Here is a 25,409-nt window from a genome sequence, read left to right as displayed (position 1 = left end):
TGGCTGTGGCGCATCGTCCACAGGTACACGCGCCCGTTGGCGACCAGTCGACGGGGCTTCTTCGAACAGCGAGGCATGCGACCAAAGGTACGCAGTGGCGTTGTCGATGAGAACGGGTTCTGGTCCAACTCCTGTGCAACGGTGACGCTCAGTGCTGTTGGACGGCTCTGCGACGGTGATGTGCCACTGCGACCTACGCTGTGCCGGTGGGACAGTCGATAATGTCGGTCGTGGCAGATCGCAGTCCGGCGCTCCGGATCATCACCTCGCGGCGCGGGAGTCCCTGAAGTCGCTCGCCGTGACCCAGCGTGGGCGGTCGAGGCTGTGGATTGATGATCACGAGTGGTGGTTCGGGGTTGTGGAGTTCACCCCGCCACGGATTGCCGGCAGCGGTCTGTACGTCGGTGCAATGTGGCTATGGCACGACGTGGACCACCTGGCCTTCCATGTAGACGCAGTCCGGATCGGCTCCGAGCTGTTTCGCACCGAGGAGCAGTTCACGCCGCTGGCGCTCGAACTCAGTCGGCAGGCGGCTGCGAACGTGACCGCGCTGAGGGAGAAGTTCCCGGCACTGCCGGACGTCGCCCGATACCTGACGTCGAGGCCGGTGCGGAGGGGATACTTCTGGGACAGCTTCGACTCCGGGATCGCGGCCGCTCGGACCGGGGACCCGGACGCGGCCCGCGATCACTTCCAACGAGTCCTTCGAGAGAGCGCGCTGGCCCCGTGGATGGTCGAAGCCCAGGAGAAGACGCGTGAGCTTCACGCGATCGCAGCAGATCGCGAAGCCATGACCGCCTGGGTCTCGCGGACCGTCGAGTCATGCCGGAGCAAGCTGGGCCTGGATCCTGTGCCGCTCGCGATCAGCTGAACGGACCGCTCGTCGTGCGACAGGGCTGTACTCAGGCAGGGAGCACTCGCCTCCGCAGCAGGCCAAAGCCAGCCCGGCCGTACATCTGGCGCTTGATCATTTTGATCCGGTTGACGTGCCCTTCAACGACGCCGGAGCTCCACGGCAGTGTTAGGCCGGCCGTGACGGCAGCGAGATCGCGTTCGAGGCCGTTGACGAAGGTGTGGAGGCTGGGCAGGTCGTCGGCGCGGACCGCCTTGATCCATTGCGGGAGCTGGTCGCCCTGGAGCTGGGTGAGCATCTTCCCGAACCCGCGGACGTGCCCGGCGAGGGCCTGCCCGACCTGCCCGGCGTATACGCCCGCCCGCTGCGCAACCCGGACGCCACCGACGACGAGTGACGTCGCACGACGGCTCGTCGTGGCCTCCAGCAGGTTGGCCCAGGCGTCCGCGATGGCCAGTAGTACGGGAGCCATCACACCAGCTGCGGGCGCTACGGCTTCGCGGACCCGATCCGTCTCCTGTCGGCGGGCCCGGAGCCCTTCTTGAGGCCGGCGGCACGGTTCTAGGCCGTTTCCTTCGGATCACCTACCGCAGGCAGCTCAGGTATGCGCAGGTCGTCGATCCAGTGCAGACGAAATCATTTGACGGCGTCGGGAGAATGCCTGGCATGGGTACAGACATAAGCGGCTTCCTCGAGTATCGGGCGCCGCAAGAGGATCAGGAGCCGATCTGGTACAGCGCACACGCCCTCAGCTCCCTCAACGATGTCCGTGACTACGACGCGTTCGGTTGTCTTTTCGGGGTCCGCAACTACGCGAACTTCCGCCCCTTGGCCGCAGGCAGGGGGTTTCCCGCAGACGCCTCGGCCACCGTGAGTGCACGGTTCGCCCAGCTGACCGAGTGGTACGGCGAAGACGGCTTCCACGGCACCACGTGGATCACGTGGGCCGAGGTGAAGGCCGTCGACTGGAACGAGCTCGCAGAGAAGCCCGACAGCCGGCTTCACCAATACCGCCAGACGCCGAACGGGCTCAGGATGACGGGCAAGTCCTCCTGGAGTCGCGCATTCCCCGAGGCTGTCGGTCTCAAAGCGGGCGAGGCGCGGGAGTGGCCCGAAGGAAGTGAGTGGCTCGTTGGGGACACGCTCTACAGATCCGTCACCATTCGCCGCAGAGACGCCGTCACCGAAACCGGCGAGTGGCAACCTGTATGGGAAGCAATGAAGGAACACGCCGAACAGCACGGTGACGACAACGTGCGCCTCGTCGTGTGGTTCGACGACTGAGCAGGACACTGTCATCGCGCATCGCCGCTGGGCGCCCCTTCCGGATCATCTCGCTGACCAGATGAAAATGGCGGCGAGGTGCAGTCCGGCGAAGTAGATGGCAGCGGTCTTGTCGTAGCGAGTGGCCAGACCGCGCCACTGCTTGAGCTTATTGATGCACCGCTCGACCGTGTTGCGCTGTTTGTGGGCGCTACGATCGAAGGCCGGCGGACGGCCACCGGGCCGGCCCCGCCGTTGCGGTTCGCGGCCTGATCGGCGGGCTGCGGGATCACGGCCCGGATCCCGCGCCGACGGAGGTAGGCCCGGATCGCGCGGGACGAGTAAGCCTTGTCGGCCAGGACCACGTCCGGTGTGATCCGAGGTCGGCCGATCGGCCGTGGTACCCGTAACCGGGCCATGACCTCACGGAACGCGGGTGCGTCCCCGGCCTGGCCGGGCGTGAGCACGAACGCCGCGGGGCGGCAGCGGCTGTCGGCGGGGAGGTGGATCTGGTGGTCAGTCCCCCGCGGGAGCGTCCAGGAGCATGGTCGTCCGGCTCGCCGGCCGGAGCCCCTTTTGACGGGCCCCTGCGGCGTGCTGATGAGCCCGGACGATCGTGGAGTCGACCGCGACGACCCAGTCGAGATCGCCTTCGGCGTCGGCCTGGGCGAGCAGCGCGGTGAAGACGCTCTCCCAGGTGCCGTCGGCCGCCCATTTCCGCAGCCGGTTGTGGGCGCCCTTCCATGACCCGAAGTGCTCGGGCAGGTCCATCCACGGCGTCCCGGTGCGGTACTTGAACGCGATCGCGTCGATCACCTGCCGGTGATCACGCCACCGCCCACCCCGCTTCGGCGTCCGGTCCGGCAGCAACGGCTCGATCCTCGACCACTGGGCATCAGTCAACGACACACATCAACCAACGACCAGATGATCCGAAGGAAACAGCCTGGACCGGGCTTGGCGAACACGGGCGCCCGGCGTTCCGTACCGGGCGGGCCCTGGCCGAGCCAAGCGTGGCTATGACCGTCGACAGGGCAAACTCGGCGGCGCAAGCCTGGCACGCTCCACGCTGACAAGAGCTACGACTACGCCCATCTGCGACGATGGTTACGCGGGCGAGGCATGACCCACCGCGTCTCCCGCAAGGGAGTTGAGTCCTCACAACGCCTGGGCCGCCACCGCTGTACCGTGGAACGCACGATGGCATGGCTCGCTGGATGCCGCCGCCTCCCCCGCCGCTACGAGCGCAAAGCCGACCACTTCCTGGCCTTCACCAGCATCGCCCGCACCCTCATCTGCTATCGCAGACCCGCCAAATGAGACGGTCTCTCAGCGCTTGCTCGGCCTATGTCAGTTCAAGTTACTCGTCGGTCACCCGGTCTGTCCGGGGTCCGAGTCTGTGATCCAGCGCCCTTCGGCGGAGTCGTGCACGTACGCCGGCCTCCCCCTGGTCCCGCTCGTGCGGAACGGCTTCCCGTCGTCCGCGATCCGCACCGTCCCCTTACGGCTCCCGGCGCTCCACTCCAGCTCCAGGTACCAGCGGCAGTCGCATCCCGCCGTCCGCGCGGAGACCAGCAGCTCCTCCGGGTCGGAGGAGGTGACCTTGTACGGGAAGGAGACGGCCGGGATCTTCCGGACCTCGGCGCCGGAGGCGTCAAGGCCGTCGACGGGCCTGGCGAGCGGGCGCGGCCGGTCGAGGTCCACGGCGAAGTGGCGCGGGGTGACGGCGCCGCCACAGCCGTTGTCCATCCGGTACGTGTTCCACGGCAGCGGCGCGGCGCGGTCGACCACGCGCACGTGCAGAGCATGAAGGACGACGGCGTCGGACGGTGACCGGCCCTGCACCGTGATCCGCACCAGCGCCTCCCCGCCGTGCACGGCACCATGCTTCCCGGCCCACGCCCCGGAGTCGGCCGCGACCGGCGGCGGGGCGACCGCGCGGGGGGCCCGGTCCACGAGGTAGGTGTGCCCGCAGCCGCCCTCCCAGAGCTGGGAACCGATGCTCCAGGTGAAGGGGAGGGGGGCCGCGGTCCGCCCCGGAGCGGTGGAAGCGGGAGCGGGGGCGGAAGCCGTACGGGTGGGGTGGCCGAGCAGGATGGCGGCGAGGGCGAGCACGACGAGGGCGACGGCAGCGGCGACGAGGAGGGGAGCGTGGGCGCCACGACGGGGGCGGGCACGCCCGGGCGTCTCCGGCGCGATCGGGTCCGGGACGGACGGGTCCGCCGTGGTCGGGTCCGGGGCGTGGCCGGGGCCCGGTTCCGGCGCGGACGGTTCCGGGTTCGATTCCGGCGCGGCCGACACGGCCGGCACGGGCGTGGGCGCGGGCAAGGCCGCTCGGCGGCGTGCGCGGTCCGCCTCCGCCCAGGCCGCCTCCAGGGCCCGCCGTTCCTCCCCGTCCGCCCCGCACAGCAGGGCGAGGCGGTCGACCACGGCGAACTCCTCCGGGACGGTCGCGCCCGAGCAGTAGCGGTGGAGGGTGGACGCGCTGACGCGCAGCCGCCGGCCCAGCGCCTCGTAACTCCTCCCGTCCCGGGCCTTCAGCGCGCGCACGAGCCCCGCGAACTCCTCGACGGCGGCGTCCTTCGGCATTCCATCCCCCTCGACCCTGCGTCCCATCCTTCACGCCCTTGCACGTCAGCGGGGGTGGAATGGTTCCGGGACGGCTGGTGGGCGCGTGATCGTTGCAGTCGGCGCGCGCCGGCCCCACGCTGGTTGAGCACTGACCGAACGAACAACCCGACGGGGGATCAACCACCATGAACAAGCTTCGCACCGCACTCGCCACCGCAGCCGCTGCCGCACTGGGCCTCGCGGCCCTCGCCTCAGCCCCGGTGCAGGCCGCTGCCCAGCCCGCCTTCCTCGCCGCCTCCCAGATGCCGCCGTCGTCGACGCCGTGGACCGCTACCCAGGTCTTCACCGGCGTCCCGGAGAACGGCGGCGTCCTCTGCGCCCCGTACAAGATCCCGGCGCAGAACACCCGCTACCGCGAGTTCAGCACCGAGCTCGACACCAACGGCGTCCAGGTCACCACCGTCGCCCGTACCGAGGCCGACGCCGTGAAGCTGGTCGACACCCTCCGCGGGGCCCTCGCCGGCTGCGGCCCTCTGCTGGAGCAGCAGAACCCGGGCCTGCAGGCCGTCAGTGCCTCCCACGGCAAGCTCGCCGTCGAGGAGGGCGCCTGGGTCTACAGCCTGGACACCGCCGACCCGCAGATCGGCATCTCCGACATCCACCTGTTCTCCGTCGGCCGCGACGGCCGCACCGTCACCCTCGTCCGCTGGGGCCAGATGGGCGACTTCGAAGACGCCCCGCTGACCGCCTTCCGCACCACGACGAAGACCGCCGTCAACAAGCTCCACTGACCCGAGGGCTCCCCCGAGGGCTGATCACAGCTCGTCAGCGGCGCGGCCGGAACCCGGGCGCGCCGCTGTCGTGCCCACCTGCTCCGCCGACGGCGACCACTTCCTGGTCTTCACCAGCATCGCCTGCACCCTCATCTGCTACCGCAGACTCGCCGAATGAGATGGTCTCCAACTGATCGTTTTAGAATGAGTTGAGTTGTGGGTCTTGCGCTGCGCTCGACGATCTCGGTCGGCAGGGTGTCCTGCGTGCGTGCTGATCTTGTTCCTGACGGCCTGTGGGAGCGGGTGGCCCCGCTTCTGCCGCCCGCGCCTGAGAGGCGCGGTCGCCACCCGGGCGGCTGCATGTTCCTGACCGAGCGGCACTCACCGGCATCCTGTTCGTGCTGCGAACGGGTGTCGCGTGGCGTGACGTCCCCGCCGAGACCGTGGGCTGCTCCGGGGTGACGGCCTGGCGCCGGCTGCGGGACTGGACCGAGGCCGGCGTGTGGCCGCGCCTGCATACCGCCCTGCTGGCCGAGCTTCGCCGTGCCGGTCTGCTGGACCTGGATGACTGCTCCGTGGACGGGTCGCACGTCCGGGCTCTCAAAGGGGGGATCACGTCGGCCCCTCGCCCGTCGACCGCGCCCTCCCGGCTCCAAGCACCACCTGGTCGTCGACCGTCACGGAACCCCGCTCGCGGTCACGCTCACCGGCGCACGTCACCCAGCTCTTGCCGCTGCTGGACGCCGTCCCGCCGATCCGGGGTCGGCGGGGACGTCCCTGCTGCAAGCCCCGGAGCCTGTGTCCCGACCGGGGCTACGATTGCGACAAGTACCGCCGCATGCTGTGGAAGCGGGGCATCAAGCCGTTGATCGCGCGACGCGGCGTCGCCCACGGTTCCGGACTGGGCAAGGTGCGCTGGGTAGTCGAGCGTGACTTCGCCTGGCTGCACCAGTTCAAACGGCTCCGCACCCGCTACGAACGACGCGCCGATCTCCACCAGGGGCTGCTCCAACTGGCCTGCAGCCTCATATGCCTGCGCCGCCTGCGCACCTCATCCTGAAGCGATCAGCTGGCGACGCCGAACCACCCCGGTCGCACCTCGGTCAGAAGCGGCTGCAGAGACCGCACAGCGGTCCGCAGGTCCTGATCCGTGACATCAAGAGGCTCGGGCAAGCTCAGCCCGTACCAGCGCAGGCGCCAGAGGTCGAAGATTTCGCTCCCCTCGGCTGCGAAGTCGACATCGACCTCGGTGCCGTTGTCGCTGACGAAGCGGCACCCTGCCCCATGAACCGCGTATGAGTAGGTGCCGACCTGCCCACTCCGGCTGATCCGGCGCGAACGGGCCAGGCCGAGGACATCTGCGAGTCGCTCGAGCGAGGGGATCGCCGCCCTCATGGCCTCGTCAACCGCGTTCAGAGCGCCGACGAAACCAAGCACGAGCCCTCGTGCATCCCCAACCCGTTCCATACGGTGTCATCCCCCCGAGCCCGTGGCTGAAGGGGATTGTTCCATGGGCCGCAAGCGTCTCCGCAGGGCGGCATTCTGAAACGATCAGTTAGGCCGGAGTTCCGATCCCCGCCTCGTACGGTGATGATCACCGTGTGGGGCGTGGGGATCTTTCTGATGAACAGTAAGCCACTTCCAACCTGGCTGCGGTGGAAGCGTGTTGTGACTGAGCGCTTCGTTGCCCACTGCGTCCGGACGAAGCCAGCCACGTTGGAATCAACTGGGCGATCTACCCCCATCATGACAGGATGACGGTCCAGGACAGGGGAGGCGGGGCGGTATGGGGTTGGACTACAGCTATGAGATCTTCATGCCCCCTCGGAACGTTACGAGAGCGCTGACCCGGCTGGCCGAGCTCGCCCCCCAAGGCCGCGAGACGCCGCCGCTTCCGGTGATCCTGCCTGGCGGAGAGCAGTTGATCGTGCCGTTCACCTCCAAGTTCAAGAGCGAACCGGTCGACTGTTCGGCGGGCGGCTCGCTCGAACTGGACACCTCAATTGTCGTCGGCGTCGACGACGCGGTGCACGATTTCTTCCTCCGGGATTCCGACAGGGTCGACGAGCAGGGACGGGTGTCGGTCGGGTACATCTACCTGACGGTCAGGTTCTCCCCCGCATGGCACCCGAACTTTGCGTCACTGCAATTCACAGCCGCTACCTCGAGTATGAGCCGGATGTTCATGCAGTCCGCGAGCGTCAGGAAGGTGTTCACCGACCTCACCGCCACCACCGGTGGTGTGTGCTGCCTCCTCGATACCGAGACCGACATCTTCGACATCTGCTGGCTCAACGGCGAGACGCTCAGTGGTGAGACTGTTCCTGGCACCCGTTTCTCGGGCTTCCAGGATCTCGTCGCCGCCTGGTGCGAGCCGGTGGAGTAGAACGGGGACGGCGCCCGCACGGGATACGACGCACCTGCCCGGTCAACGCTCAACCGGCCAACTGAAAAGCTCTGCCACACGTGTTGGACGGAACTGCGGAACAACGAGGCTCCTGGTAGACGGATTCTCGACCAAGATCGCCCGCAGCCACCAGGAACTTCGTGTGCTTGTCTACCCGTCGTCGATCAACCTGTCCAGTCGCCCCCTGCTGTACCCAACCGAGCGACTCGCTGCCCGGCGAGGGGAGAGCGGGACCCGGTGGCAGCGTCTGACCGCCGGCCGTCAGGCTCTGCTCGACCTGGCCCATCTGCGCTGTGGTGACACCTACAGCCAACTCGCCGCCGGGTTCGGGTATCGGCATCGCGACCGCATACCGCTATCTACGCGAGGCCGTGGACGTACTGGCCGCCCCTCGCGCCCACCCTGGCCGAAGCGATGTGCCTCGTGCGGACCAAGGCGTTCGTGATCCTGGACGGCAACCTGTGGCGGAGCGAGTCGGACCGCCTCGGGCTCACCCAATTGGGCGCTAGGGCAGCCGTCCCGGCCATCACCAGGCCCGCGCTCTGGTCCTGGGCATAGCGCGGCAAGTGGCGCTGTCAGTAGGAGTACGGAATGCGGCTCGGGCTGTTCACTCTGTCTGCAGAGATCGCAGTCGCTCTGCGATTGCGTACGAGTCCAGCTGCAGGGTTCGGATGTCGCTCCCGCCCCCGGGCACCCGCACACGCGTGGCGCGACAAGAGGGCTCGCAGCGTCGCGGTCTGGCGAGGAGGCTAGCGCGCGGGTTCGTGGCGGTTCTTTGAGCGGCGGAACGGGGCCTTGGTGAGCACGCCCACCAGCTCAGTCTCGCTGGTGGGCGTGAGCAGCCGCTTGGGCACGATCATCAGGACGGCTTTCCAGCCGAGGCGGCCTGTTGCGACGTAGACCCGTTCCCTCTCGTAGTAGCGGTACATGGCCTTCCACGGTCCCCGCACGAGTTCCTCGGATCCGCGGGAGACAACGAAGCCGGCATCGTCGATGAGGGCCTGTTTCTCTCCCGTGGCCTGGTCGGCCCGGAACATGCGACCGGCAAGCAGCGGAGGCAGGCACAGGCCGAGTACGCCGTAGACGAGAGCGAGCATCAGTTGGCCGGCGTTGATGGGGCCGCCCTCAACGGCGAGCCTCAAGCTCAGTGTCATCATCAGGGCCGAGGCAACGAAGAAGAGCCACCGCAGGCGTCGGAACCAACCGATCGCCGCGAGCGCCTCGTCGAACTCCTCCCGCGTCAGAACTCCGCTGAAGGAGATGGTCGTCTTCCGTATGTCGTCCACGGGCGCGGAGCATACAGGCACCACCCCGCCCCCGGGCAGTAACCCGGACCGAGCTCCGAACGCCGGTAGCAGACAAGCCCCGGCCCTGGCTGTCCGCGTACGAGCGGAAGTGCGGAATCACGTGCGGGTGAACGTGCGGTGGAACGTGGCATGTCTCTGTGCCGCGTTGAGGATCCTTCTGACTGACGGGTGACCGAGGTGGAGGGCGGCCGGCGACGGTTCTGGATGCTGACTGGTGGCTGCAGTTGCGGCGGATTGGCGCGCCGCACGAGGCTGGTGCGAGCCTCTCGAGAAATCGCCCGCGAGACCGGACTGAACTGGCGGTGGGTCAAGAAGCACCTTGACCACGGTGCTCCGCCTGACCCGCCGCAACGGGCAGCTCAGTCTGACCGAAAGTCGCAGGTTCTCGTGGTGTGTTTCCAGCGGACGGAAGGCATCAGCAAAGCCCCATCCCGTGGCCCACGTGGCAGTCGGATCGAGTGCCGGTCAGGCAGCTTGGGAGCGTGCGTCGGGAAACAGGCGGGTGACCTCGATGCCTGCTTCGGCCGGACCCGGATGTGCGGGACAGGCGTATGTCAGCGGCCAGTCCGGATTCCCCACATACGGCCAATCGCGATGTAACTCTGTAACTCTCCGTCTCTCCGTCTCTCCGTCTCTCCGTCTCTCCGCAGCCAACGCCTGATGCGGCCGGTCTCGTGCACAGGCGAAGAGGCGGCTGACTGGTCCGTCCGTGCCCGCCGTAGGTCGGTGCGGGTGTCGCGGCCGATGTCGATGTGGATCCGAAAGGTGGTGCGGCCGGCGAGGCGGCGCTGACGAAGCGGTAGGGGTGGCCGTCGGCGTTGCGCAGGGTCCAGCCGTCCAATCTGAGCCGCCCGCAACATGCCAGCAGACACATCGCCACGCCACCGCTACGAACGCGCCTTCCGCGGGCAGCTCCTCGGCCGGCACTACGCGCTCCGAATCCGTGCTTGTCGTTCAGAAGTGAGCGGTAGGCTGAAAGTTGGGGGCCTCGAAACCGGGGTAGCCCTCGAAACCGGGGTAGCCCTCGAAAGCCGCCACGGTGACGGGTGCGCCCTTGAGGGTCGCTCCGTCGAACCAGGCGGGGCCCTGGAAGGCCACAGCTCCCAATCGGATGTCGCACTCGAAGACGGCCGCCGCGAACGAGGCCGTGCCGCTGAACGTGGTTTCATCGAAACGGGCGCTGATGCGGAAGGCTGCCTCCTCGAAGCAGGCGGTGTCGTTGAGGGTCATCGACGTCAGTTCGGCGGTGCCCTCGAAGGTCGTCTTGACGAATTGGGCCTTGCCGTCGACGGTCGCGGACGCGAAGTGCGCAGTGCTCTCGAAGACCGCCTCCTGGAATCCAGCATGGTGCTCGAAGAGGGCGTTCTCGAATGACGCAGTGTCCTCGAACGCAGCCGCCTGGAACCACGCTTCGTGTCGGAAGGTCGCTGACGTGAACAGAGCGGGGCCGGTGAAAATCGCCTGCTCGAACCAGGCGGTGCTTTCGAAGACCGCCGACTCGAAACGGGCCGTTCCGAGCTGGGGATGCCCCGTTGCGGAGGAGTCGCGCAGGGCGTCCAAAAGGGAGTGGAACAAGCGATCGGAAAGGGGGGTGCCTCGAAGGTCGATGTCCGCCCCGGCGGCCAGCCTGGCCGGGTAAACCTTGCGCTCAGCCACCGCCGGGTGTGCGAAGCAGCACGTCGTGCGTCCGGGGACGTGAACTCCCCGACAGCCGACTGGATCCCGGTCAGTGGCGCCCTGACCGCAGTGCGGCCAGGAGGGCGGGGTCGGTGATGGGTTCAGGAACTCGTTGTGTCACGCCCAGTAGTAGACGAGAGAGCCCAGCCGACAAGTTGCGTGCCCTCCTCACCCAGTACCAGACCTCCGCCACGGCGCACGTCACGAAGTCCGGCAGCCAGAGATACACACAGGCTGGCGGCCTTCGGGCCGTCCAGCCACATCTGGGATATCACCCGCCGGACCAAGTCCTCCGGATCGATAGCGGGCGTGGTATCCGACGCTTGACCGTTCGCGATCCACCCGGTGCTCCCCGGCCCGGGGCGCAGTTGACTCTGTTGACCGCACCCATGTCCGAGCGGCGTGAAGTCGGAAGCCGGATCGAGGTACGTACGAGTAGGGCCCAACGCAGTTGGCGCACGGACCTGGTAAGCAGCTGCACGACCGGCGCGCACCCGAAGTGACTGCGAAGTGGCTGGTTGCAACCCTGTGGCCCGTGATTCCATGCCGTGTGAACATCGAAAGCTTCGGAGCTGCTGCAAGGAGACCAGGCCGATGGGTCCGGCGGAGGACTGATGACGACCTCGCAGAGTGCGTGCGGGTTCTCTCAGATGTCCATCAGAGTGACCGCTACCCGCTGAACTGGCCTGACCAGCCGGATGAGTGGTTGTCGGGGGCCTCGCTGCTAGGGGCCTGGGTCGCTGAAATGGGCGGCCATCTCGTCGGCCATGTCAGCTTGTCCAGTTGTGGAAGAGGAGATCTTGCCCCTGATCTGTGGAGCGCACGGAACGGGGCGAGCAAGGAGCTGACCGCAATGGTCAGCCGGCTGTTCGTCGCACCACAGGCGAGAGGGCATGGGATCGGTGCGCTACTGGTCGGCCGAGCTGCCGAGGAAGCACGACGGCAGGGATTACACCCGCTGCTCGACGTAGTGGCCTCCGATACCGCCGCGGCGACCCTGTACGAGAAGCTCGGCTGGGAACGAATCGCCACCGTCGAGCAACGATGGAGCCCGTCCCAGCTGGTCGCCATCCACTGCTACGCGGCAGCACTGTGAGTTCCGCTGGGGCCAGCTCAAGGGAGAGCGCATCGCGATGCAGAGCGCATGGCGCGCCATGTCCCTGCCAGCCTCCTGGACCTCGGTGATCCTTCGCAGCCTGGGCGACGGGCGCACCCGCACCCCCCACGACTGAGCGATTACGGGCGGGCCCTGTGGACACCGTCCAGGACCAGGAAACCGGCCCCGTCGCGGCCGGCGGCCACCGACGTGGTCGCCAGTCGAGCTGTTTCGCCGCTCGTAGTTTTGCCGGCAGCGCGAGGTGGAGACGGTCCCAGACGCCGGTCTCGTTCCAAGCCGCAAGCCGACGACAGCACGTCATGCCCGAACCGAACCCCGGCTCCTGCGGCAGGTACTCCCACTGGATCCCGGTATGCAGCACAGACAGGATTCCGCACAGCGCCTGCGATCCGGTACCCTCGGCCGGCCGGCCACCAGTTTCGGCCCCGGCTCCGGTAACAACGGCTCGATCAGCGACCACAGTTCATCCGAGACGACCCACGGACGCGACTCTCTTCCCCACGAACATCCCAACGAGCACCCAAGCCGACAGTCACATCATCCGTGACTTCTGCCAGGGCCTATAACGCTGAACACCGCAAGTTGGCGAGGCAGCCGGCACGCAGTTGGGAACGCAGCCCCCACAGCGGCCACCCGGACCGACAGAACGGCCACCTGACAGCCACCGGTGAGTTGTTTCCGGTTCGCCCGAAGCCTGCAGTACTCCAGTGAAGATGGACAGCTCACCGCCAGTCCGTCATGCTGCTTTTCGATCATGACCCAATGGTGGCGCCGTGCTGTACAAGAGGTAGGTAATCGTGGAGAAACCGCAGGTCAGGGCTATGCCCACGGAGCGCATCCGATACCGGTACACGAGCCTCCAGCACCTACTGGCCGTTCTACCTCTGCTCCTCGTCTGGAGCACGGAGGCATGGGATTGGATCACCTCGAACGCATCCGGCTCTGAGATGACCACGTCCTTGAGCACGTGGTTCGCCCTGGTGCTCGTGATGCTGATCGCCTGGCACTACTTCGGTGTGACTCTGACGGCGTCGAAGGCCGTCGTACACAACGTGCGCCACCGCACGATTCAGTGGCCGGACGTCCAGGCCATCCGTGTCGAGAACTTCCAGGGAAACCACATTGTGGTGATCTACGAAGCGGATGGCCGCCGAACTCGTCTGCGGACACCGACGACCGGATTCCTCAGTTGGGACCCCAAGTTCGACGAGAAGTTCAGCACCATCGACCAATGGTGGCAGCAGCATCGCGGCCCCGATTGGACACCCGGCCTGCTCGCGGAAGCCTCGACGGGCAGCCCACCGATTCCCGCGGCGACAACTGACACTCCTGCACGACATAGGTGACAGGCCCCGCATCCCACGACGACCGTACGGGCCCACAACGGCCTGCCCGCATGGGCAGACCCCACTCAGGCAGCCGCGATCAGCACAGCGCGCCCGCGTGGAGACAGCAGAGATCAACGCAGCCTGAGCAACCCGGCCTACCCAGACCGCAGCACGAAGGCCGACGAGCACGCAAAGGGCAGCGGCGGGCCCGGGAGGGGAGGCCTCGACTGGCGCCTGGGGACGTTACTGCTCGGCAGTCAGAGCCCAGTGGACACCCGAGGGGGCCGTCACTTGGATGCTTCCTTCAGCCCGAGCTCTCTTGAGCCGGATTTCGTTGTAGATGCTGCTTACTTCGCTGTCCGTGCACTTCAGCGGGAAGGAGATGCCTACCGGTTCGACGGCGACTTCGAGGGTTCCCTTTCCTTGGCAGTTGACCTGAACGGCAAGCAGCCCGGCGCCTATCTTCCTGGTCAGGGGAAGCTGCGCGTTGCCCCGCATGGAGGCGACGGACAGCAGCACCGCTCCGTCGTTGACCTGCTTCGGAGCTGCGGTGACGCTCTCTCCCTTGAGGTGTTGGGCCCCGTCCTGGCTCTCGGTCGCGGTGGGCTCAGCGGATGATGAGGCAGACCGTTGTTTCGACGGTGCCGTCTGTTCTTCGGTGCAGCCGGCCACGCACAGGGCGGTAGCGAGCGTCACCAGGATGAGACTGCGCTGGGAGCCTCGAGGAAGCGAAGGGGTCAGCTCTCCCACAGGTACCAGCCCACCTTCAGCGGGGTGTAGCTGGTGATGGTCTTCTTCGTCGAGGTCTTGCAGTTGCTGTAGATCTTGTAGCTGGTGCCCGTGTTCTTCAGGCGGTAGGCGCCGTACTTGCCGTTCGTCGTCCTCTTCGGCGGTGTATCGACGGCGATGGAGTTCCCGAGCCTCGCGGTCAGCTTGGCCGTCAGGTTGACCTCGTACTTCCCCTCGATCTCCGCGATCATCACGGAGACGCTGCTCGCCAACCCCGCGGTGACGCTCACCCCGACCTCGTCGGTGGCATCGGAGATGAAGGTCGAGCGTGTTACACGGGATGTGCCGTTGTCGTTGGAGTGCGTGGGCCCAACCCCCTTGTGGTACGTCCCGCCCCTGGTCTTGGGCACGTAGACATTCCGCTCGGAGCAGTGCTCGGCATCCGGTGTATCGATCGGCGGCTTCGGCGGCCTGGTCGTGGCCCCGGGCTGCGGATCTAGTGCCGTGACCACGGGCTCAGGCTCGATTTCCGAGCGGTCGACGAGGTCGGTTCCCTCCGGCTGTTCCGGCGGAGCAGTGTTGACGGTCGCCGGCTCCTCGGGCACAGAAGCGGCAGGCGTTTCGTCCGCGAAAGCCGGTGAAGTCACCATCCCGGCCACAACCGTGAATACAACAACGGATCCTATAGCTCCGCTTTTGACGATGCCCACAAGGCACCTACCCTTTCCCCCGCGCCGCCCCCTGATGAAGTGGTCTGCGCACATTTCTGTCACACAACCCTCCGCGTGGACAGAGCGATCATCATCACCTGAGCGCAATTTGAGCCTCGCCCCCAGTCAGCGGTCGGGAACTCACCACAGCGCCGGCCCTCTCTCCACATGTACGGACACTCCCCCTGAGGTTCACGCCCACGGGTCAGCGACCCGCCGCAACGGACGTCAACAGCCTGAACCTCGAAATGCCGTCCGCCGGGTCTGTCGAACTTCCGCCGCCGAGCAAGGCAGCGGCCCCAGCGACAGTGTCCCCCGGGACACCGAGGAGCATGCTGACGGCAGGCGGGCAGGAAGACGACGGCTGAGAGCAAGGCGGCACCGGGCGCATCGGCCGTTGAAGAGCGTTCCGTCCAGACGGGGGTGTATTGAACCGGCGCGCGCGACGTCCGGTGGAGACGTAGCGCGTACCAGCCCAAGCTGTCAGAACGGTGGTTCGGTGGAGTAGGCGCCGTCCCAGGCTGGTGTGGCCGGTTTGCTTATCGGCTGCTGGAGGAGTCGTACAGCGTCTTGGATGCGGCCGAGGTCGATAAGGCGCTCGGCCCGAAGAGAGCTGTTGACTTCCGGGTGTTGCGCGAGGACTGCGTCGGCTTCTTCGGCGCGGCCGGCTTTGTCAAGCATGTCGGACAAGGCCCAGGCCGCGTACCAGGTGTCACCCTCGGGGTGCGCCCGCGTCTGCTCGATCGCTTCGTCGAGCAGACCGCAGTCGGCCATGAGCGGAAGCCGCATCCGGAAGAGGTCCCAGTACTCCTTGCCATCGCCTCGCGCCTTGATGGCATCGAGGTGGGCCAGGGCCTCTTGGGACCGACCGTGGTCGGCGTACAGGGTGCAAAGAGTATGGACGAGCCAGTCCTCCGCGTCGTGTTCGGTGAGCACGCGCAGCAGCTCGATCGCCTCGTCGCTCCGCCCGTGCCGGACCAGGAGCTCGGACAGCGGCACAGCCACATGCCACATGCCGGACGGCGTGGCACCGAAGGTGCGGTAGGCGGCGATCGCACCTTCCACGTCGCCGCGTTCCTCCAGCACTTCGGCAAGGCGTTGCACGGCGTGCCCGTGGTACTCGGACGCTGCGTACGCCCGTAGTTCCGTGCTCCGGTCGTGTCTGGCCAGCAGGTCGGCCAGCTGGTCACGGCCGTTGACGGAGGTGACCTCGCGGGTGTGCAGCAGGGCGATCGCCTCCTCGATCCGGCCCTGGCGTTCCCTGATCGAGGCGAGCAGGCCGACGGCATTGGACGGTTCCATCCGGAGGTTGTCGCAGTCCGGGTCGGCACAGGCAGGGGCCGCCGCTTTCGCCCGGGCCTCCAAAAGGGCCGCCGCTTCCTCGTCCAGGCCCGCCGTTTCGGCGACATCGACCAGGCACTGGGCGAGGAACCAGTCCTGGATCCCAGCGCGCAGCAGCATGAACGCCTCACCGCTGCGGCCGTGGCGGGCCAGCAGGCGTGCGAAGAAGGCCAGCGCCAGCCGGTCACCGGCCTCCGCGTACGGACGGGACAGCGCGATCGCCTCCTCCGCCCGGCCCGAGCCCTCCAGCAACTCCGCCCCGGCTTGGGTCGCCGGCCACCAGTTCGTGGCGACGTACGGCGCGAGCACCTGCAATGCCTGCTCTTGCCGGCCCCGATTTTTGAGCAGCCGGGCCCACTCCAGCGCGCAGAACCACTCCCCGCGGCCGGCCTGGAACTCCACTTCCCTCTCATGACCGAGTTCAAGAAGTCGCGCCACCAGCCGCGGAGGAATGCAGCCCGTCAGCGTTCGGGCCCGGTAGTCAAGATCATCAGCGTCCACGACAGCGCACCTTAGCCGGACGGTGGCGAGGACGGGGCACAGCCGTGACGTACCCGGCAGGACCGGTCACCGGGTGGGCAGCTCGATGCGTCGTAGCCATGCCGCGACTTCGGTGTCGGCGTCTTTGGCTTCTTCGCCGCGTACCGCGAGGCCTTCGGCGATGGTCGCTCCGGGGCAGGTGGCTGCGTAGTCGCGTTCGGTGGTGCCCAGGGCGCTCATGGCGTAGGTGGTGACCGGGTGGACGGACTTGCCCCGGAAGTCGAGGGCTTCGGTGAACGTCGTCATGATCATGGGCGCTCGGACGTTCCAGATGGGGCTGGCCAGGAGGATGGTGTCGTAGCTGTCGAGGGAGGGCAGGCGGCCTTCGATGGCCGGGCGGGCGTCGGTGTCCTGCTCGCGGACGTTGCGCTGGACGGTGGCGTCGTAGTCGTGCGGGTAGGGGTCGGCGGCCCGGATGCGGTAGGTGTCGCAGGTGATGCGGTCGGCGATCTTGTCGGCGAGCACCTCGGTGTTGCCGACCTTCAGGTCGGTGCGGCCGCCGTAGTAGTAGTTCTCGCCCGGGCGGGAGAAGTAGGCCAGCAGGACTCGTTTCACGTTGCCTCCGCTCGTGGCGTCGGACTGGGAGGCAGTGGGGGTGCCGGACCTCGGTGAGGACGGTGAGCAGCCTGCCAGGGTCGCGCTCAAGGCGGCGGTTGCGGTCAGCAGCGCGCCGCTCAGAACGGTGCGCCGGCCCGGCAGGGCGCCGTGGTGCTGTGGCGTGATCATGGTGGGCGGCTCCTGGTGAACCGTGCAAGCCGGGCGGGCGCCCTTGGGCATTCGCCTTGGGGGCACCCGCGGCCGGCGAGGGGAGGTGGGTGAGGCGTTCAGCTGTCCAGACGGCGCCCCGCAAGCCACTTGACCATCTCGGGGTCGTGGTGGTCGAAGAACAGGGAGCTGCCGGTGTCGAGGGTGGCGATCCGCGCGATCTGCTCGTCGGTGAGCTCGAAGTCGAAGACGTCGATGTTCTCGGCCATGCGCTCGGCGCGGACGGACTTGGGGATGGCGACGACGCCGCGCTGGGTGAGCCAGCGGAGCACGACCTGGGCGACGGACTTGCCGTACTGCTTGCCGATCTCGGCGAGGAGCGGGTTGGCGAACAGGCCGTTCCTGCCTTCGGCGAAGCCGCCCCAGGACTGGATCTGCACGCCGTGCTCGCGCATGAGGTCCTGGTAGTCGGCGCGCTGGAAGAAGGGGTGGGCCTCGATCTGGTTGACCTGCGGGGTGATCTCGTTGTTGATGATCAGGTCGATCAGCCGGTCGGGGTAGAAGTTGGCGACGCCGATCGCCTTCGTAAGGCCCTCGTGGTTGAGGGCTTCCATGGCGCGCCACTGGCCGTAGACGTCGCCGAAGGGCTGGTGCATCAGGTACAGGTCGAGGTGGTCCAGACCCAGCTTGTTCAGGGACGTCTCGAACGCGCGGCGGGTGTTGTCCTGGGCGGGGGCGTCCTGGACCCACAGCTTGGTGGTGACGAACAGCTCCTCGCGCGGGAGGCTGCTGGACTTGATGGCGCGGCCGACGGCTTCTTCGTTGCCGTAGGCGGCGGCGGTGTCCAGCAGGCGGTAGCCGGAGGCCAGTGCCTCGGAGACGGCGCGCTCGGTGTCCTCGGCGGGGATCTGGTAGACGCCGAAGCCGAGGAGCGGCATCTTGACGCCGTTGTTGAAAGTGACGGTCTGCATGAGCGGGATGTTCCTTCGCTGCGCGGGGCGGGTGGTCAGGGGCGGAGGAGGGCCTTGAGGACCTGGCGGTCGGCCATGGCCCGGTAGGCGTCCGGTGCCCGGCCGAGGGGGAAAATCTGGTCGAAGACGCGGCCGGGGGTGATGGTGCCGTCCAGTACGTCGGGCAGCAGCTGCTCGATGTAGGCGCGGGCGGGACTGGCGCCGCCGGTCAGGGTGATGTTGCGCATGAACGCGGCCGGGCCGATCGGGCCCTGCTCGTACTGGGGAACGCCCAGGCGGCTGACGGTGCCGCCGTCCCGGACCGCGCCCAGCGCGGTGTCGAAAGCCTGGCGGGTGCCGACGGCCTCGATGACCTTGTCCGCGCCACCGGTCAGCTCCCGGATACGGGCGATGCCTTCCTCACCACGCTCCGCGACCACGTCGGTCGCGCCGAGCTCACGGCCCAGGCCGGTGCGGGCCTCGTGGCGGCCGGCGAGCAGGATCCGCTCGGCACCCAGCCGCTTCGCGGCGATCACCGCGCACAGGCCGACCGCGCCGTCCCCGACCACCAGCACGGTGTCGCCGCGGCCGACGCCGGCGGTGACCGTGCCGTGGTGGCCGGTGGTCATCACGTCCGACAGCGCGAGCAGCGACGGCAGCAGCGCGGAGTCGGCGGCCACCGGTAGCTTCACCAAGGTGCCCTCGGCGTACGGGACGCGGACGGCTTCGCCCTGGCCGCCGTCGACGCCGTCGAAGCCGTACCGGCCGCCGTTGCGGCAGGAGATGTGCAGGCCCATGGCGCAGTAGTCGCAGGTGTTGTCGCTGTAGGTGAAAGGGGCGACGACCAGATCACCGGCCTTCAGACCGGTCACGTCCGTGCCGGCCTCCTCCACGATGCCGAGGAACTCGTGGCCCATGGGGCGGCCGGTGCCGGTAGCGGGCATCGAGGCGAAGGGCCACAGGTCGCTGCCGCACACACAGGAGGCGACGACGCGGACCACGGCGTCGGCTGGATGGACGATCTTCGGGTCGGGCCGGTCCTGGACGCGGACGTCACCGGCTCCGTACATCACTGCTGCACGCATCAGAGGTACTGCTCCAAACGGGGGGCGTTCAGGGGCCGGGGGTCAGCGTTCGAGCATCCGGGCCTGAGCCTCGGTGTGGGTGTCGCCGGCGGCGGGCGGCAGGCTGGAGAGCCTCTCCAGCTGCTCGGCAGTCAGCGTGACAGTGTCCGCGGCGGTGTTCTCCTCGACCCGGGCCACACGCTTGGTGCCGGGGATCGGGGCGATGTCGTCGCCCTGGGCAAGCAGCCAGGCCAGTGCCACCTGACCGGGCGTGGCACCGGCCTCGTCGGCAAGGACCTTGACCTCGTCGGCCAGCGCCAGGTTGCGCTGGAAGTTCTCGCCCGTGAAGCGTGGGTTGTCACGGCGGAAGTCGTTCTCGTCGAACTGGTCGGTGGAGCGCACGGTGCCGGTCAGGAAACCGCGGCCCAGCGGGGAGAACGGCACGAGGCCGATGTTCAGCTCCCGCAGGACGGGCAGCACGCGCTCCTCGATGCCGCGGGTGAACAGGGAGTACTCGGACTGAACCGCGGTGACGGGCTGGACGGCGTGGGCCCGGCGGATGGTGTCCGGTCCGGCCTCGGAGAGCCCGAAGGCGCGCACCTTGCCCTCGGCGATCAGTTCGCCCACGGCGCCGGCGGTCTCCTCGATCGGCGTGTTCGGATCGACTCGGTGCTGGTAGTACAGGTCGATGTGGTCGGTGCCCAGCCGCTTGAGGGAGCCCTCGACGGCGGTGCGGATGTTGGCCGGGCTGGAATCCTGGTTCCACGCGCCGTCGCCGGCGTGCGAGACCAGGCCGAACTTGGTGGCCAGCACCACCTGGTCCCGGCGGCCTTTCAGTGCCCGCCCGAGGAGATCCTCATTGGTGTAGGGGCCGTAGATCTCGGCGGTGTCGATCAGCGTGACGCCCAGCTCCAGGGCTCGGTGCACGGTCCGGATCGACTCCGCGTCATCGGTACCGGAGCCGGTATAGCCGTGGGACATGCCCATCGCACCCAGCCCAATCCTGGAAACCTCCAGGTCACGCAGCTTGATGTACTGCATCTCGCCCTCTTCCGATCATGGTGTGGCCTGGTCTCTCACTGTCGCCCGGCCCGGCAGGTCGTGCCGGTTGGAGCCCCGGCAGCGCGAGGATCCGGCGTCTTCCTCATTCACCTTCGCCCGGATTGCTCGGGTGTGGCAGGGCGGGCTCTTCGGGGGTAATGACAGGGCCCCCCTCCCGTCTGCGGGGCAGGTGCCGGGCAGGTGAGACTGGAGTCATGGCATCCCAGAGCGCGAACAGCGAGGGCGTCGAGCTGGGCCGCTTCCTGCGCGCCCGCCGCACCCAGACCAGTCCCGAACACGTCGGTCTCTCCGTCGGCGCCGGCGTCCGCCGCACCCCCGGCCTGCGCCGCGAGGAGCTGGCCACCCTCGCCGGCATCAGCATCGACTACTACGTGCGCCTGGAGCGCGGCAAGGAGACCCGCCCCAGCCCCGCCGTCCTCGACTCCCTGGCCCGCGCCCTGCACATGGACGACCAGGAGCACCAGCACCTGCGTGAGCTCGCTGCCCGCGCCGCCCGCTACGCCCCCGAGCCACCCCCGGCCCCGGGCCGCACCGTGCGACCCCACCTCAAGCTGCTGCTGGAGTCGCTGCGGCCGAACCCGGCCTACGTCATCAGCCGCAGCATGGACATGCTGGCCTGGAACCCCGGCGGCCTCGCCCTGTACGCGGGACTCGAGGACTGGCCCGCCAAACACCGCAACCTGGCCCGCTACCTCTTCCTCCACCCGGCCTCGCGCTCCCTGTTCACCGACTGGGACCGCCAGATCACCGCCTGCGTCGCCCGCCTGCGCGCCGTCGCCGGGACCGCACCCGACGCCCCGGACCTGACCAACCTCGTCGGCGAGCTCCTCCTCAAAAGCCCCGACTTCGCCCGGCTGTGGGAACGCTACGAGGTCACCGGCCGCAAACCCGCACAGAAGACCTTCCACCATCCCCGCGTCGGCACCCTCACGCTCACCTCCCAGTCCATGCAGCTGGAAGGCACCCCCGGCCAGCGCATCGGTGTCTACACCGCCGAACCCGGCACCCCCGACCACGACGCCCTGCTCCTGCTCGACATGACCGCGCCCGCAGCCGCGCCCCACCGGGAAGTTCCGCACACATCCCCCTGACCGCTCTTCGCTCAAACGGTCCTTTGCGCGGGCAAGATCAATCACGGGTCACCGGACTCCCATCACGCCCGGATTCGTTCGCAGAACCTCCTCTCACTCAGAAGTGGGGCGAACCTCCTGGTGAAGGCTGAGAGCAGCGATGCGTCTGCCCGTACAGGTGCGAGCAGACCACCTGGGTCAAGAAGCCCGAACGATGCTGCTGGAACAACCGGGCGCGGTCACCGAAGTCCGACTGGCTGCCCAACGCCGAAGGAGCATCGCCATGTCCCCCAGGGACGACACCGCGATCTCCATCCCGCCTGCCCGCGACGAGCAGCCCAGCGCCCGGAACACGGCCGGCGGAGCGCATGGCGGTCCAGTAGGGCGCGGCCTCCGACAGGGTCGCCCACAGCGCGGGGCTTCACCTCGGCAACGCGCTCATGCACGCCTTCGTGATCTGGCTCGGTGTCCAGGAACAACTGGCCGGACATGCGGCGTTCCCGTCCAGGTACTCAGCGCTAGCGCGGCCGGACAGCCTTGGCCGTTGGCCCTGCGTTGCCTGCAAGGCACCACAGGTGTCCGTTTCCGCCTTGAGTACGTGTCCGCTCAACGGTTTGTCCGCGAGCGACGCCGCAGTCAGCCGTCCCGACCCGGCCGGCGCGGCCTCTGTCCGGCCGGGCCGGCAAGCACGCGGCCCACCCAGGTGATGGCACACCGGTGGTGCCTGTCGGTCCGGTCGCCTCGGGCGCCGCCATCCGGCTGGCGATGGCCGTAGGGTCCTCGGGATGTGCCCTTCCGATGCCTTGCCGTCGCTCCGGCGCGGCGGTTTGCTGAGGCGGTACCAACGCGCACTATCGCAACAGAGGAAGTTCATGTTCACACACCACAGGGGCGCCGTGTCCGCGCCACCAGACGCGACGCGCCGGGCGGCGCGACCCGCCGCACCGGTCATCCCCCTCCTGGAACTGCAGCGTTCTGCGGGCAACGCCGCCGTGACACACCTGATCGCCACGCAGCGGCGCGAACGGGCCGGAGAGGAGCACGACCACGGCTCGAGGTGTGGCCACGACCAGCCGGTGCAGAGTTCGTCCGTGCTTCAGGTCATTCAGTCCAGGGGCCGGCCGGTCGACCCGGCGATCCGGCTCAAGGCCGAGCGGGCCCTGGGCTCTTCCCTCGCCGACGTCGAGGTACACACCGGCGCGGAGGCGCGGCGCTCGGCGGCCGAGCTCGGGGCCCGCGCCTACACCACGGGGCGGCACATCGTGGTGGGCGACGGCGGTCGCGACGAGCACACCATCCTGCACGAGCTGCGGCACACCTGGCAGCAGCAGCGGGGGCCCGTGGCGGGCACGAACAACGGCGGCGGGCTCTCCGTCTCCCACGCCGAAGACGCGGACGAGAAGGACGCGGAGGCGTGGGCGTCGAGGATGCGCAACGCGCCCACGCAGCACCCGGCGGACGTCCCCGCCCAGGACGCGCAGGCGGCGGCGCCGTCCGCGACACCGGCGGTGCCGGCGGTGCAGCGCGCGGGCCCGCGGATCTTCACTGTCACCCGCAGCCCTTCCTGGGAAGACGACGACACCATCGAGGACACCCACTCCCGCAACCGCAGTTACGAGAACAACGGCGTCAGCTACGTGACCAGCGATTCCATGGCGAACGTGCCGCGCCGCCGGGTCCCCGACCAGAACACGCTGATGGGCGGGTCCGCGCGGGACGCGGCGCGGCGGTCGGGCAGCCGGCCCGCCCAGTACAGCTGGCTGCACCGCGAGGCCGCCTGGTCGCACGGCGACCCTGTGCACGGCACGCCTCAGCGGCGCGACAACATGCTCGTCGGCACGCAGCAGACGAACATGCACCACCTCCGCTACGAGTCCGCCGCGTCGGAGATCGGTACCGCCATGCTCGGCGTGCCGATCACGCAGATGGGCTCGAACGGGTACATCGGGCCGAACCAGTACCGCGAGGCCGAGTACAACATCAGGCCGCCCTACGACCCGCTCAGCAGGCGGTTCGGCACGAGACTCGACCCGTACGACCAACGCCCCGTCGCCGCGCGCGAGCAGGCCGGTGACCTGCCCACGCGGCATGACATCCACCGCGACGCGGAGCTGGAGTTCGCGCGGATGACGATGGACTCACTGCCGGATTCCGAAGTGCCGGAGGAGTACCGGCGCTTCGAGGACGAGGAAGAGCGCTCCCGCGCTTCCTCCAGCAGGTCGGCCTCCCCGGTCATCGTGGATGTCTCGCCGCGCGACCGCCGCTGACCACCCCTCACCCCGCCCACTCCTCTTGAGGAGCGGGCGGGGCCTTCGCCTTCGCCTTCGCCTTCGCCTTCGCCTTCGAGACGCCCCGTAAGGCTCCCGGCGCCGTCAGGTCAACGCTCCCTGAGGTCCCGCTCCCCGGCTCTTGATCGTCGGGGTAGGCGTCCGCGAGCGCGAGCAGTTGCCCGGGCATCGCCGTCTGCTGGTGCGCCACGACGTCGTACGCGCGCCCCCGCACGGCCGTGGGCGCGGGGTGCGCAGCTCCTCCCCCGCCACCGCACCGGCAAAGACGGCGCGCTGGTACTGGAGCGGGCCAAGGGGCCTCTCGCTCCCCCGATGCCACCGCCTCCGGGGCGGAGGCGGTGGCATCGGGCTGGTGTGTGTTGGCCCTGTCCTCCCCCGGCCAACTACGTTGCAGCGGGGTCGGGATCCGTGAACGAAATCGGCTTGCCAATGGCGCGGGCATAGTCGATTTCCCCCCTTGTGGACTCGCCGACGTACCCGCCAGGGTTGACCACCAGAATCCGGTCTGCCAGGTCGATCTTGCGCAGGTGGAGGGCGTTCAGTGCCGCCTTCTGCTTGTCGGTGATCAACTCGTCAGCTTCGCCTGGCGCGACAACAATGACCCCGGCGAGGGTCAGATCACGATTCACCGCACGCATCTCGTCTACGAACCGGGTAGAGCCGCAAATGCAGACGATTTCAGGTCGGTCGGGCACAGCTGATCCCTTCGCTCGAACGGGACACCGCCAGCGTGCAGGTTGGTACTGCACCGGCAGGAGGCACTACACCAGTGTTGACCGGCCGGTCAGCCGTCGGCTCGTTCCTTCTCGAGCGCATTGATCCTGCGGACCAGGGCGATCTGCGCGCGGATCATCGTGTCGAACAGTGCCTCCGGATCGCCGTCGGGTCCGGCGCTCGCAGCCGGCAGCGAGGCAACTTGGCCGGCGAGGACGGTGACCACGTCGGGCGTCCCCACCTGTCTGCGGACCTCAATCAGTTTGCGCACGGCGTCGTCGATGCGGTCCTGCTGTCCTGGCCGACACCTCTCGCCGCGACGCAAACGGCCGTCCCCGGCCTGGGCCCGGGGACGGCCGCGTTTGTTACGGCCAGTTGGCGGGGACGGTGCCCTGCTGCACGCGGTTGGTGCCGCTGCACAGCCCGTTGTCGTTGAAGATGTTGATGGTGTCGACGTCGTTCGCCCACGTGGTGCCGTTGGGGTGGTCGTACTTGCCGAGGTTCGCGGCGGTCTTCGCCGGGATGCAGATGTACCGGTCCGGTGTGGCGCCCGTATCGATCAGCCATACGGAGTCGTCGTTACGCGTGTTGACGACCGCGTCCGGCTCATTCTGGATCGACAGCGGCATGTTCTGGTAGCCGTTGTCCTGGAACCAGCCGATGATGCTTCCGTCGGCGTAGGAGCCGCCGTACACGCACACGCGCGGGTATGAGCAGCCGTACTGGCTGGCGGCCGAGGCGGACGAGGCTGCCAGCGGGACGAGGGCCGAGGCCAGGCCTGCGGACGTGAGCAGGGTCGCCGTCAGCTTCTTGGTCAGTTTCACGGGAACGCTCCTGGTGGGATCGCACGGGTGGAGTCGACCGAACCGGCCGGCTCCGCAATGAGACTGCGGGCACAGCGCGATGTCCGGCCACAGTTGACGTCGAAGTGGCCTCCGCG

Annotated in this window: 23 protein-coding genes and 6 pseudogenes; 11 read left to right on the top strand and 18 right to left on the bottom strand. The window is 68.2% G+C overall.

Annotation, left to right across the window (positions count from 1 at the left end; all coding sequences use genetic code 11):
• Nucleotides 1-151: 151 nt before the first annotated feature.
• Nucleotides 152-871 (top strand): hypothetical protein, encoded by a 720-nt coding sequence (locus OHT61_RS31815; protein WP_329042971.1) that lies wholly within the window; start codon nucleotides 152-154, stop codon nucleotides 869-871.
• A 31-nt stretch (nucleotides 872-902) separates the two neighbouring features.
• Here the strand turns inward: OHT61_RS31815 and OHT61_RS31810 are convergent.
• Nucleotides 903-1,133 (bottom strand): annotated as a pseudogene (locus OHT61_RS31810) (transposase); the annotation flags it as partial.
• 386 nt (nucleotides 1,134-1,519) lie between these two features.
• Here OHT61_RS31810 and OHT61_RS31805 point away from each other — a divergent pair.
• The gene (locus OHT61_RS31805; protein ID WP_329042970.1) at nucleotides 1,520-2,137 is read left to right on the top strand and encodes a hypothetical protein; all 618 of its coding nucleotides are present in this window, start codon (nucleotides 1,520-1,522) and stop codon (nucleotides 2,135-2,137) included.
• Between the two features lie 45 nt (nucleotides 2,138-2,182).
• Here OHT61_RS31805 and OHT61_RS31800 read toward each other — a convergent pair.
• Nucleotides 2,183-3,025, bottom strand: a pseudogene (locus tag OHT61_RS31800) (IS5 family transposase).
• A gap of 135 nt (nucleotides 3,026-3,160) precedes the next feature.
• On the opposite strand from OHT61_RS31800, the pseudogene OHT61_RS31795 reads away from it, so the two are divergent.
• Nucleotides 3,161-3,436, top strand: a pseudogene (locus OHT61_RS31795) (transposase); the annotation flags it as partial.
• 51 nt (nucleotides 3,437-3,487) lie between these two features.
• Here OHT61_RS31795 and OHT61_RS31790 read toward each other — a convergent pair.
• A complete protein-coding gene (locus OHT61_RS31790) occupies nucleotides 3,488-4,705 on the bottom strand; it encodes a helix-turn-helix domain-containing protein (protein ID WP_329042969.1) in 1,218 nt (405 codons plus the stop codon).
• A 167-nt stretch (nucleotides 4,706-4,872) separates the two neighbouring features.
• Between OHT61_RS31790 and OHT61_RS31785 the strand changes: the two genes are divergently transcribed.
• Both OHT61_RS31785 and OHT61_RS31780 read left to right on the top strand, forming a co-directional pair.
• Nucleotides 4,873-5,478 (top strand): hypothetical protein, encoded by a 606-nt coding sequence (locus OHT61_RS31785; RefSeq protein WP_329042967.1) that lies wholly within the window; start codon nucleotides 4,873-4,875, stop codon nucleotides 5,476-5,478.
• 246 nt (nucleotides 5,479-5,724) lie between these two features.
• Nucleotides 5,725-6,520, top strand: a pseudogene (locus OHT61_RS31780) (IS5 family transposase).
• Between the two features lie 5 nt (nucleotides 6,521-6,525).
• Here the strand turns inward: OHT61_RS31780 and OHT61_RS31775 are convergent.
• Complete coding sequence (locus OHT61_RS31775) at nucleotides 6,526-6,897, bottom strand: DUF6896 domain-containing protein (RefSeq protein WP_329042965.1); 372 nt, start codon at nucleotides 6,895-6,897, stop codon at nucleotides 6,526-6,528.
• Between the two features lie 349 nt (nucleotides 6,898-7,246).
• Between OHT61_RS31775 and OHT61_RS31770 the strand changes: the two genes are divergently transcribed.
• Both OHT61_RS31770 and OHT61_RS31765 read left to right on the top strand, forming a co-directional pair.
• Nucleotides 7,247-7,846: a hypothetical protein gene (locus OHT61_RS31770; protein ID WP_329042964.1), complete on the top strand. Its 600-nt coding sequence runs from the start codon at nucleotides 7,247-7,249 to the stop codon at nucleotides 7,844-7,846.
• A gap of 163 nt (nucleotides 7,847-8,009) precedes the next feature.
• Nucleotides 8,010-8,329, top strand: a pseudogene (locus OHT61_RS31765) (helix-turn-helix domain-containing protein); the annotation flags it as partial.
• 287 nt (nucleotides 8,330-8,616) lie between these two features.
• Here OHT61_RS31765 and OHT61_RS31760 read toward each other — a convergent pair.
• Both OHT61_RS31760 and OHT61_RS31755 read right to left on the bottom strand, forming a co-directional pair.
• Nucleotides 8,617-9,153: a hypothetical protein gene (locus OHT61_RS31760; RefSeq protein ID WP_329042963.1), complete on the bottom strand. Its 537-nt coding sequence runs from the start codon at nucleotides 9,151-9,153 to the stop codon at nucleotides 8,617-8,619.
• Between the two features lie 975 nt (nucleotides 9,154-10,128).
• Nucleotides 10,129-10,830, bottom strand: coding sequence for a pentapeptide repeat-containing protein (locus tag OHT61_RS31755; protein ID WP_329042962.1), 702 nt, complete (start codon nucleotides 10,828-10,830; stop codon nucleotides 10,129-10,131).
• Between the two features lie 655 nt (nucleotides 10,831-11,485).
• On the opposite strand from OHT61_RS31755, the gene OHT61_RS31750 reads away from it, so the two are divergent.
• On the top strand, nucleotides 11,486-11,947 hold the full coding sequence (locus OHT61_RS31750; protein ID WP_329043449.1) for a GNAT family N-acetyltransferase: 462 nt from the start codon (nucleotides 11,486-11,488) through the stop codon (nucleotides 11,945-11,947).
• 220 nt (nucleotides 11,948-12,167) lie between these two features.
• On the opposite strand, the pseudogene OHT61_RS31745 reads toward OHT61_RS31750, so the two are convergent.
• Nucleotides 12,168-12,481, bottom strand: a pseudogene (locus OHT61_RS31745) (transposase); the annotation flags it as partial.
• Nucleotides 12,482-12,765: 284 nt separating this feature from the next.
• Between OHT61_RS31745 and OHT61_RS31740 the strand changes: the two are divergent.
• Nucleotides 12,766-13,314, top strand: coding sequence for a hypothetical protein (locus OHT61_RS31740; RefSeq protein ID WP_329042960.1), 549 nt, complete (start codon nucleotides 12,766-12,768; stop codon nucleotides 13,312-13,314).
• Between the two features lie 225 nt (nucleotides 13,315-13,539).
• On the opposite strand, the gene OHT61_RS31735 is transcribed toward OHT61_RS31740, so the two are convergent.
• The 7 genes from OHT61_RS31735 to OHT61_RS31705 all read right to left on the bottom strand — a co-directional run bounded on the left by OHT61_RS31735 (nucleotide 13,540) and on the right by OHT61_RS31705 (nucleotide 20,376).
• A complete protein-coding gene (locus tag OHT61_RS31735; protein ID WP_329042959.1) occupies nucleotides 13,540-13,992 on the bottom strand; it encodes a hypothetical protein in 453 nt (150 codons plus the stop codon).
• Between the two features lie 41 nt (nucleotides 13,993-14,033).
• On the bottom strand, nucleotides 14,034-14,435 hold the full coding sequence (locus tag OHT61_RS31730; RefSeq protein WP_329042958.1) for a hypothetical protein: 402 nt from the start codon (nucleotides 14,433-14,435) through the stop codon (nucleotides 14,034-14,036).
• Nucleotides 14,436-15,218: 783 nt separating this feature from the next.
• Nucleotides 15,219-16,577 (bottom strand): hypothetical protein, encoded by a 1,359-nt coding sequence (locus OHT61_RS31725; RefSeq protein WP_329042956.1) that lies wholly within the window; start codon nucleotides 16,575-16,577, stop codon nucleotides 15,219-15,221.
• A 66-nt stretch (nucleotides 16,578-16,643) separates the two neighbouring features.
• Nucleotides 16,644-17,342, bottom strand: coding sequence for a flavodoxin (locus OHT61_RS31720; RefSeq protein ID WP_329042954.1), 699 nt, complete (start codon nucleotides 17,340-17,342; stop codon nucleotides 16,644-16,646).
• Between the two features lie 98 nt (nucleotides 17,343-17,440).
• The gene (locus tag OHT61_RS31715; protein WP_329042953.1) at nucleotides 17,441-18,292 is read right to left on the bottom strand and encodes an aldo/keto reductase; all 852 of its coding nucleotides are present in this window, start codon (nucleotides 18,290-18,292) and stop codon (nucleotides 17,441-17,443) included.
• A gap of 35 nt (nucleotides 18,293-18,327) precedes the next feature.
• Nucleotides 18,328-19,356 (bottom strand): zinc-binding dehydrogenase, encoded by a 1,029-nt coding sequence (locus tag OHT61_RS31710; RefSeq protein ID WP_329042951.1) that lies wholly within the window; start codon nucleotides 19,354-19,356, stop codon nucleotides 18,328-18,330.
• 42 nt (nucleotides 19,357-19,398) lie between these two features.
• Complete coding sequence (locus OHT61_RS31705; RefSeq protein WP_329042949.1) at nucleotides 19,399-20,376, bottom strand: aldo/keto reductase; 978 nt, start codon at nucleotides 20,374-20,376, stop codon at nucleotides 19,399-19,401.
• 215 nt (nucleotides 20,377-20,591) lie between these two features.
• Here OHT61_RS31705 and OHT61_RS31700 point away from each other — a divergent pair, with 215 nt between their 5' ends.
• Together OHT61_RS31700 and OHT61_RS31695 are read left to right on the top strand one after the other, a co-directional pair.
• Nucleotides 20,592-21,488 (top strand): helix-turn-helix transcriptional regulator, encoded by an 897-nt coding sequence (locus OHT61_RS31700; protein WP_329042948.1) that lies wholly within the window; start codon nucleotides 20,592-20,594, stop codon nucleotides 21,486-21,488.
• Nucleotides 21,489-22,558: 1,070 nt separating this feature from the next.
• Complete coding sequence (locus tag OHT61_RS31695; protein ID WP_329042946.1) at nucleotides 22,559-23,734, top strand: eCIS core domain-containing protein; 1,176 nt, start codon at nucleotides 22,559-22,561, stop codon at nucleotides 23,732-23,734.
• 7 nt (nucleotides 23,735-23,741) lie between these two features.
• On the opposite strand, the gene OHT61_RS31690 is transcribed toward OHT61_RS31695, so the two are convergent.
• From OHT61_RS31690 to OHT61_RS31675, 4 genes are all read right to left on the bottom strand, one after another.
• Entirely contained in the window at nucleotides 23,742-23,945 is a 204-nt protein-coding gene (locus OHT61_RS31690; protein WP_329042944.1) for a hypothetical protein, read from the bottom strand.
• Between the two features lie 193 nt (nucleotides 23,946-24,138).
• Nucleotides 24,139-24,450 (bottom strand): hypothetical protein, encoded by a 312-nt coding sequence (locus OHT61_RS31685; RefSeq protein ID WP_329042942.1) that lies wholly within the window; start codon nucleotides 24,448-24,450, stop codon nucleotides 24,139-24,141.
• A gap of 89 nt (nucleotides 24,451-24,539) precedes the next feature.
• Entirely contained in the window at nucleotides 24,540-24,740 is a 201-nt protein-coding gene (locus tag OHT61_RS31680; RefSeq protein ID WP_329042940.1) for a hypothetical protein, read from the bottom strand.
• A 94-nt stretch (nucleotides 24,741-24,834) separates the two neighbouring features.
• On the bottom strand, nucleotides 24,835-25,293 hold the full coding sequence (locus tag OHT61_RS31675) for a hypothetical protein (RefSeq protein ID WP_329042938.1): 459 nt from the start codon (nucleotides 25,291-25,293) through the stop codon (nucleotides 24,835-24,837).
• Between the last annotated feature and the right edge of the window lie 116 nt (nucleotides 25,294-25,409).

The sequence above is a fragment of the Streptomyces sp. NBC_00178 genome (genome assembly GCF_036206005.1).
Classification (GTDB): Bacteria; Actinomycetota; Actinomycetes; order Streptomycetales; family Streptomycetaceae; genus Streptomyces.
This window is presented reverse-complemented; position numbering and strand designations above follow the sequence as displayed.

Coding starts and splice junctions, on each gene's coding strand:
- OHT61_RS31705 (WP_329042949.1), bottom strand. CDS start 20,376: ATGCAGTACATCAAGCTGCGTGACCTGGAGGTTTCCAGGATTGGGCTG.
- OHT61_RS31700 (WP_329042948.1), top strand. CDS start 20,592: ATGGCATCCCAGAGCGCGAACAGCGAGGGCGTCGAGCTGGGCCGCTTC.
- OHT61_RS31715 (WP_329042953.1), bottom strand. CDS start 18,292: ATGCAGACCGTCACTTTCAACAACGGCGTCAAGATGCCGCTCCTCGGC.
- OHT61_RS31770 (WP_329042964.1), top strand. CDS start 7,247: ATGGGGTTGGACTACAGCTATGAGATCTTCATGCCCCCTCGGAACGTT.
- OHT61_RS31790 (WP_329042969.1), bottom strand. CDS start 4,705: ATGCCGAAGGACGCCGCCGTCGAGGAGTTCGCGGGGCTCGTGCGCGCG.
- OHT61_RS31720 (WP_329042954.1), bottom strand. CDS start 17,342: ATGATCACGCCACAGCACCACGGCGCCCTGCCGGGCCGGCGCACCGTT.
- OHT61_RS31710 (WP_329042951.1), bottom strand. CDS start 19,356: ATGCGTGCAGCAGTGATGTACGGAGCCGGTGACGTCCGCGTCCAGGAC.
- OHT61_RS31785 (WP_329042967.1), top strand. CDS start 4,873: ATGAACAAGCTTCGCACCGCACTCGCCACCGCAGCCGCTGCCGCACTG.
- OHT61_RS31805 (WP_329042970.1), top strand. CDS start 1,520: ATGGGTACAGACATAAGCGGCTTCCTCGAGTATCGGGCGCCGCAAGAG.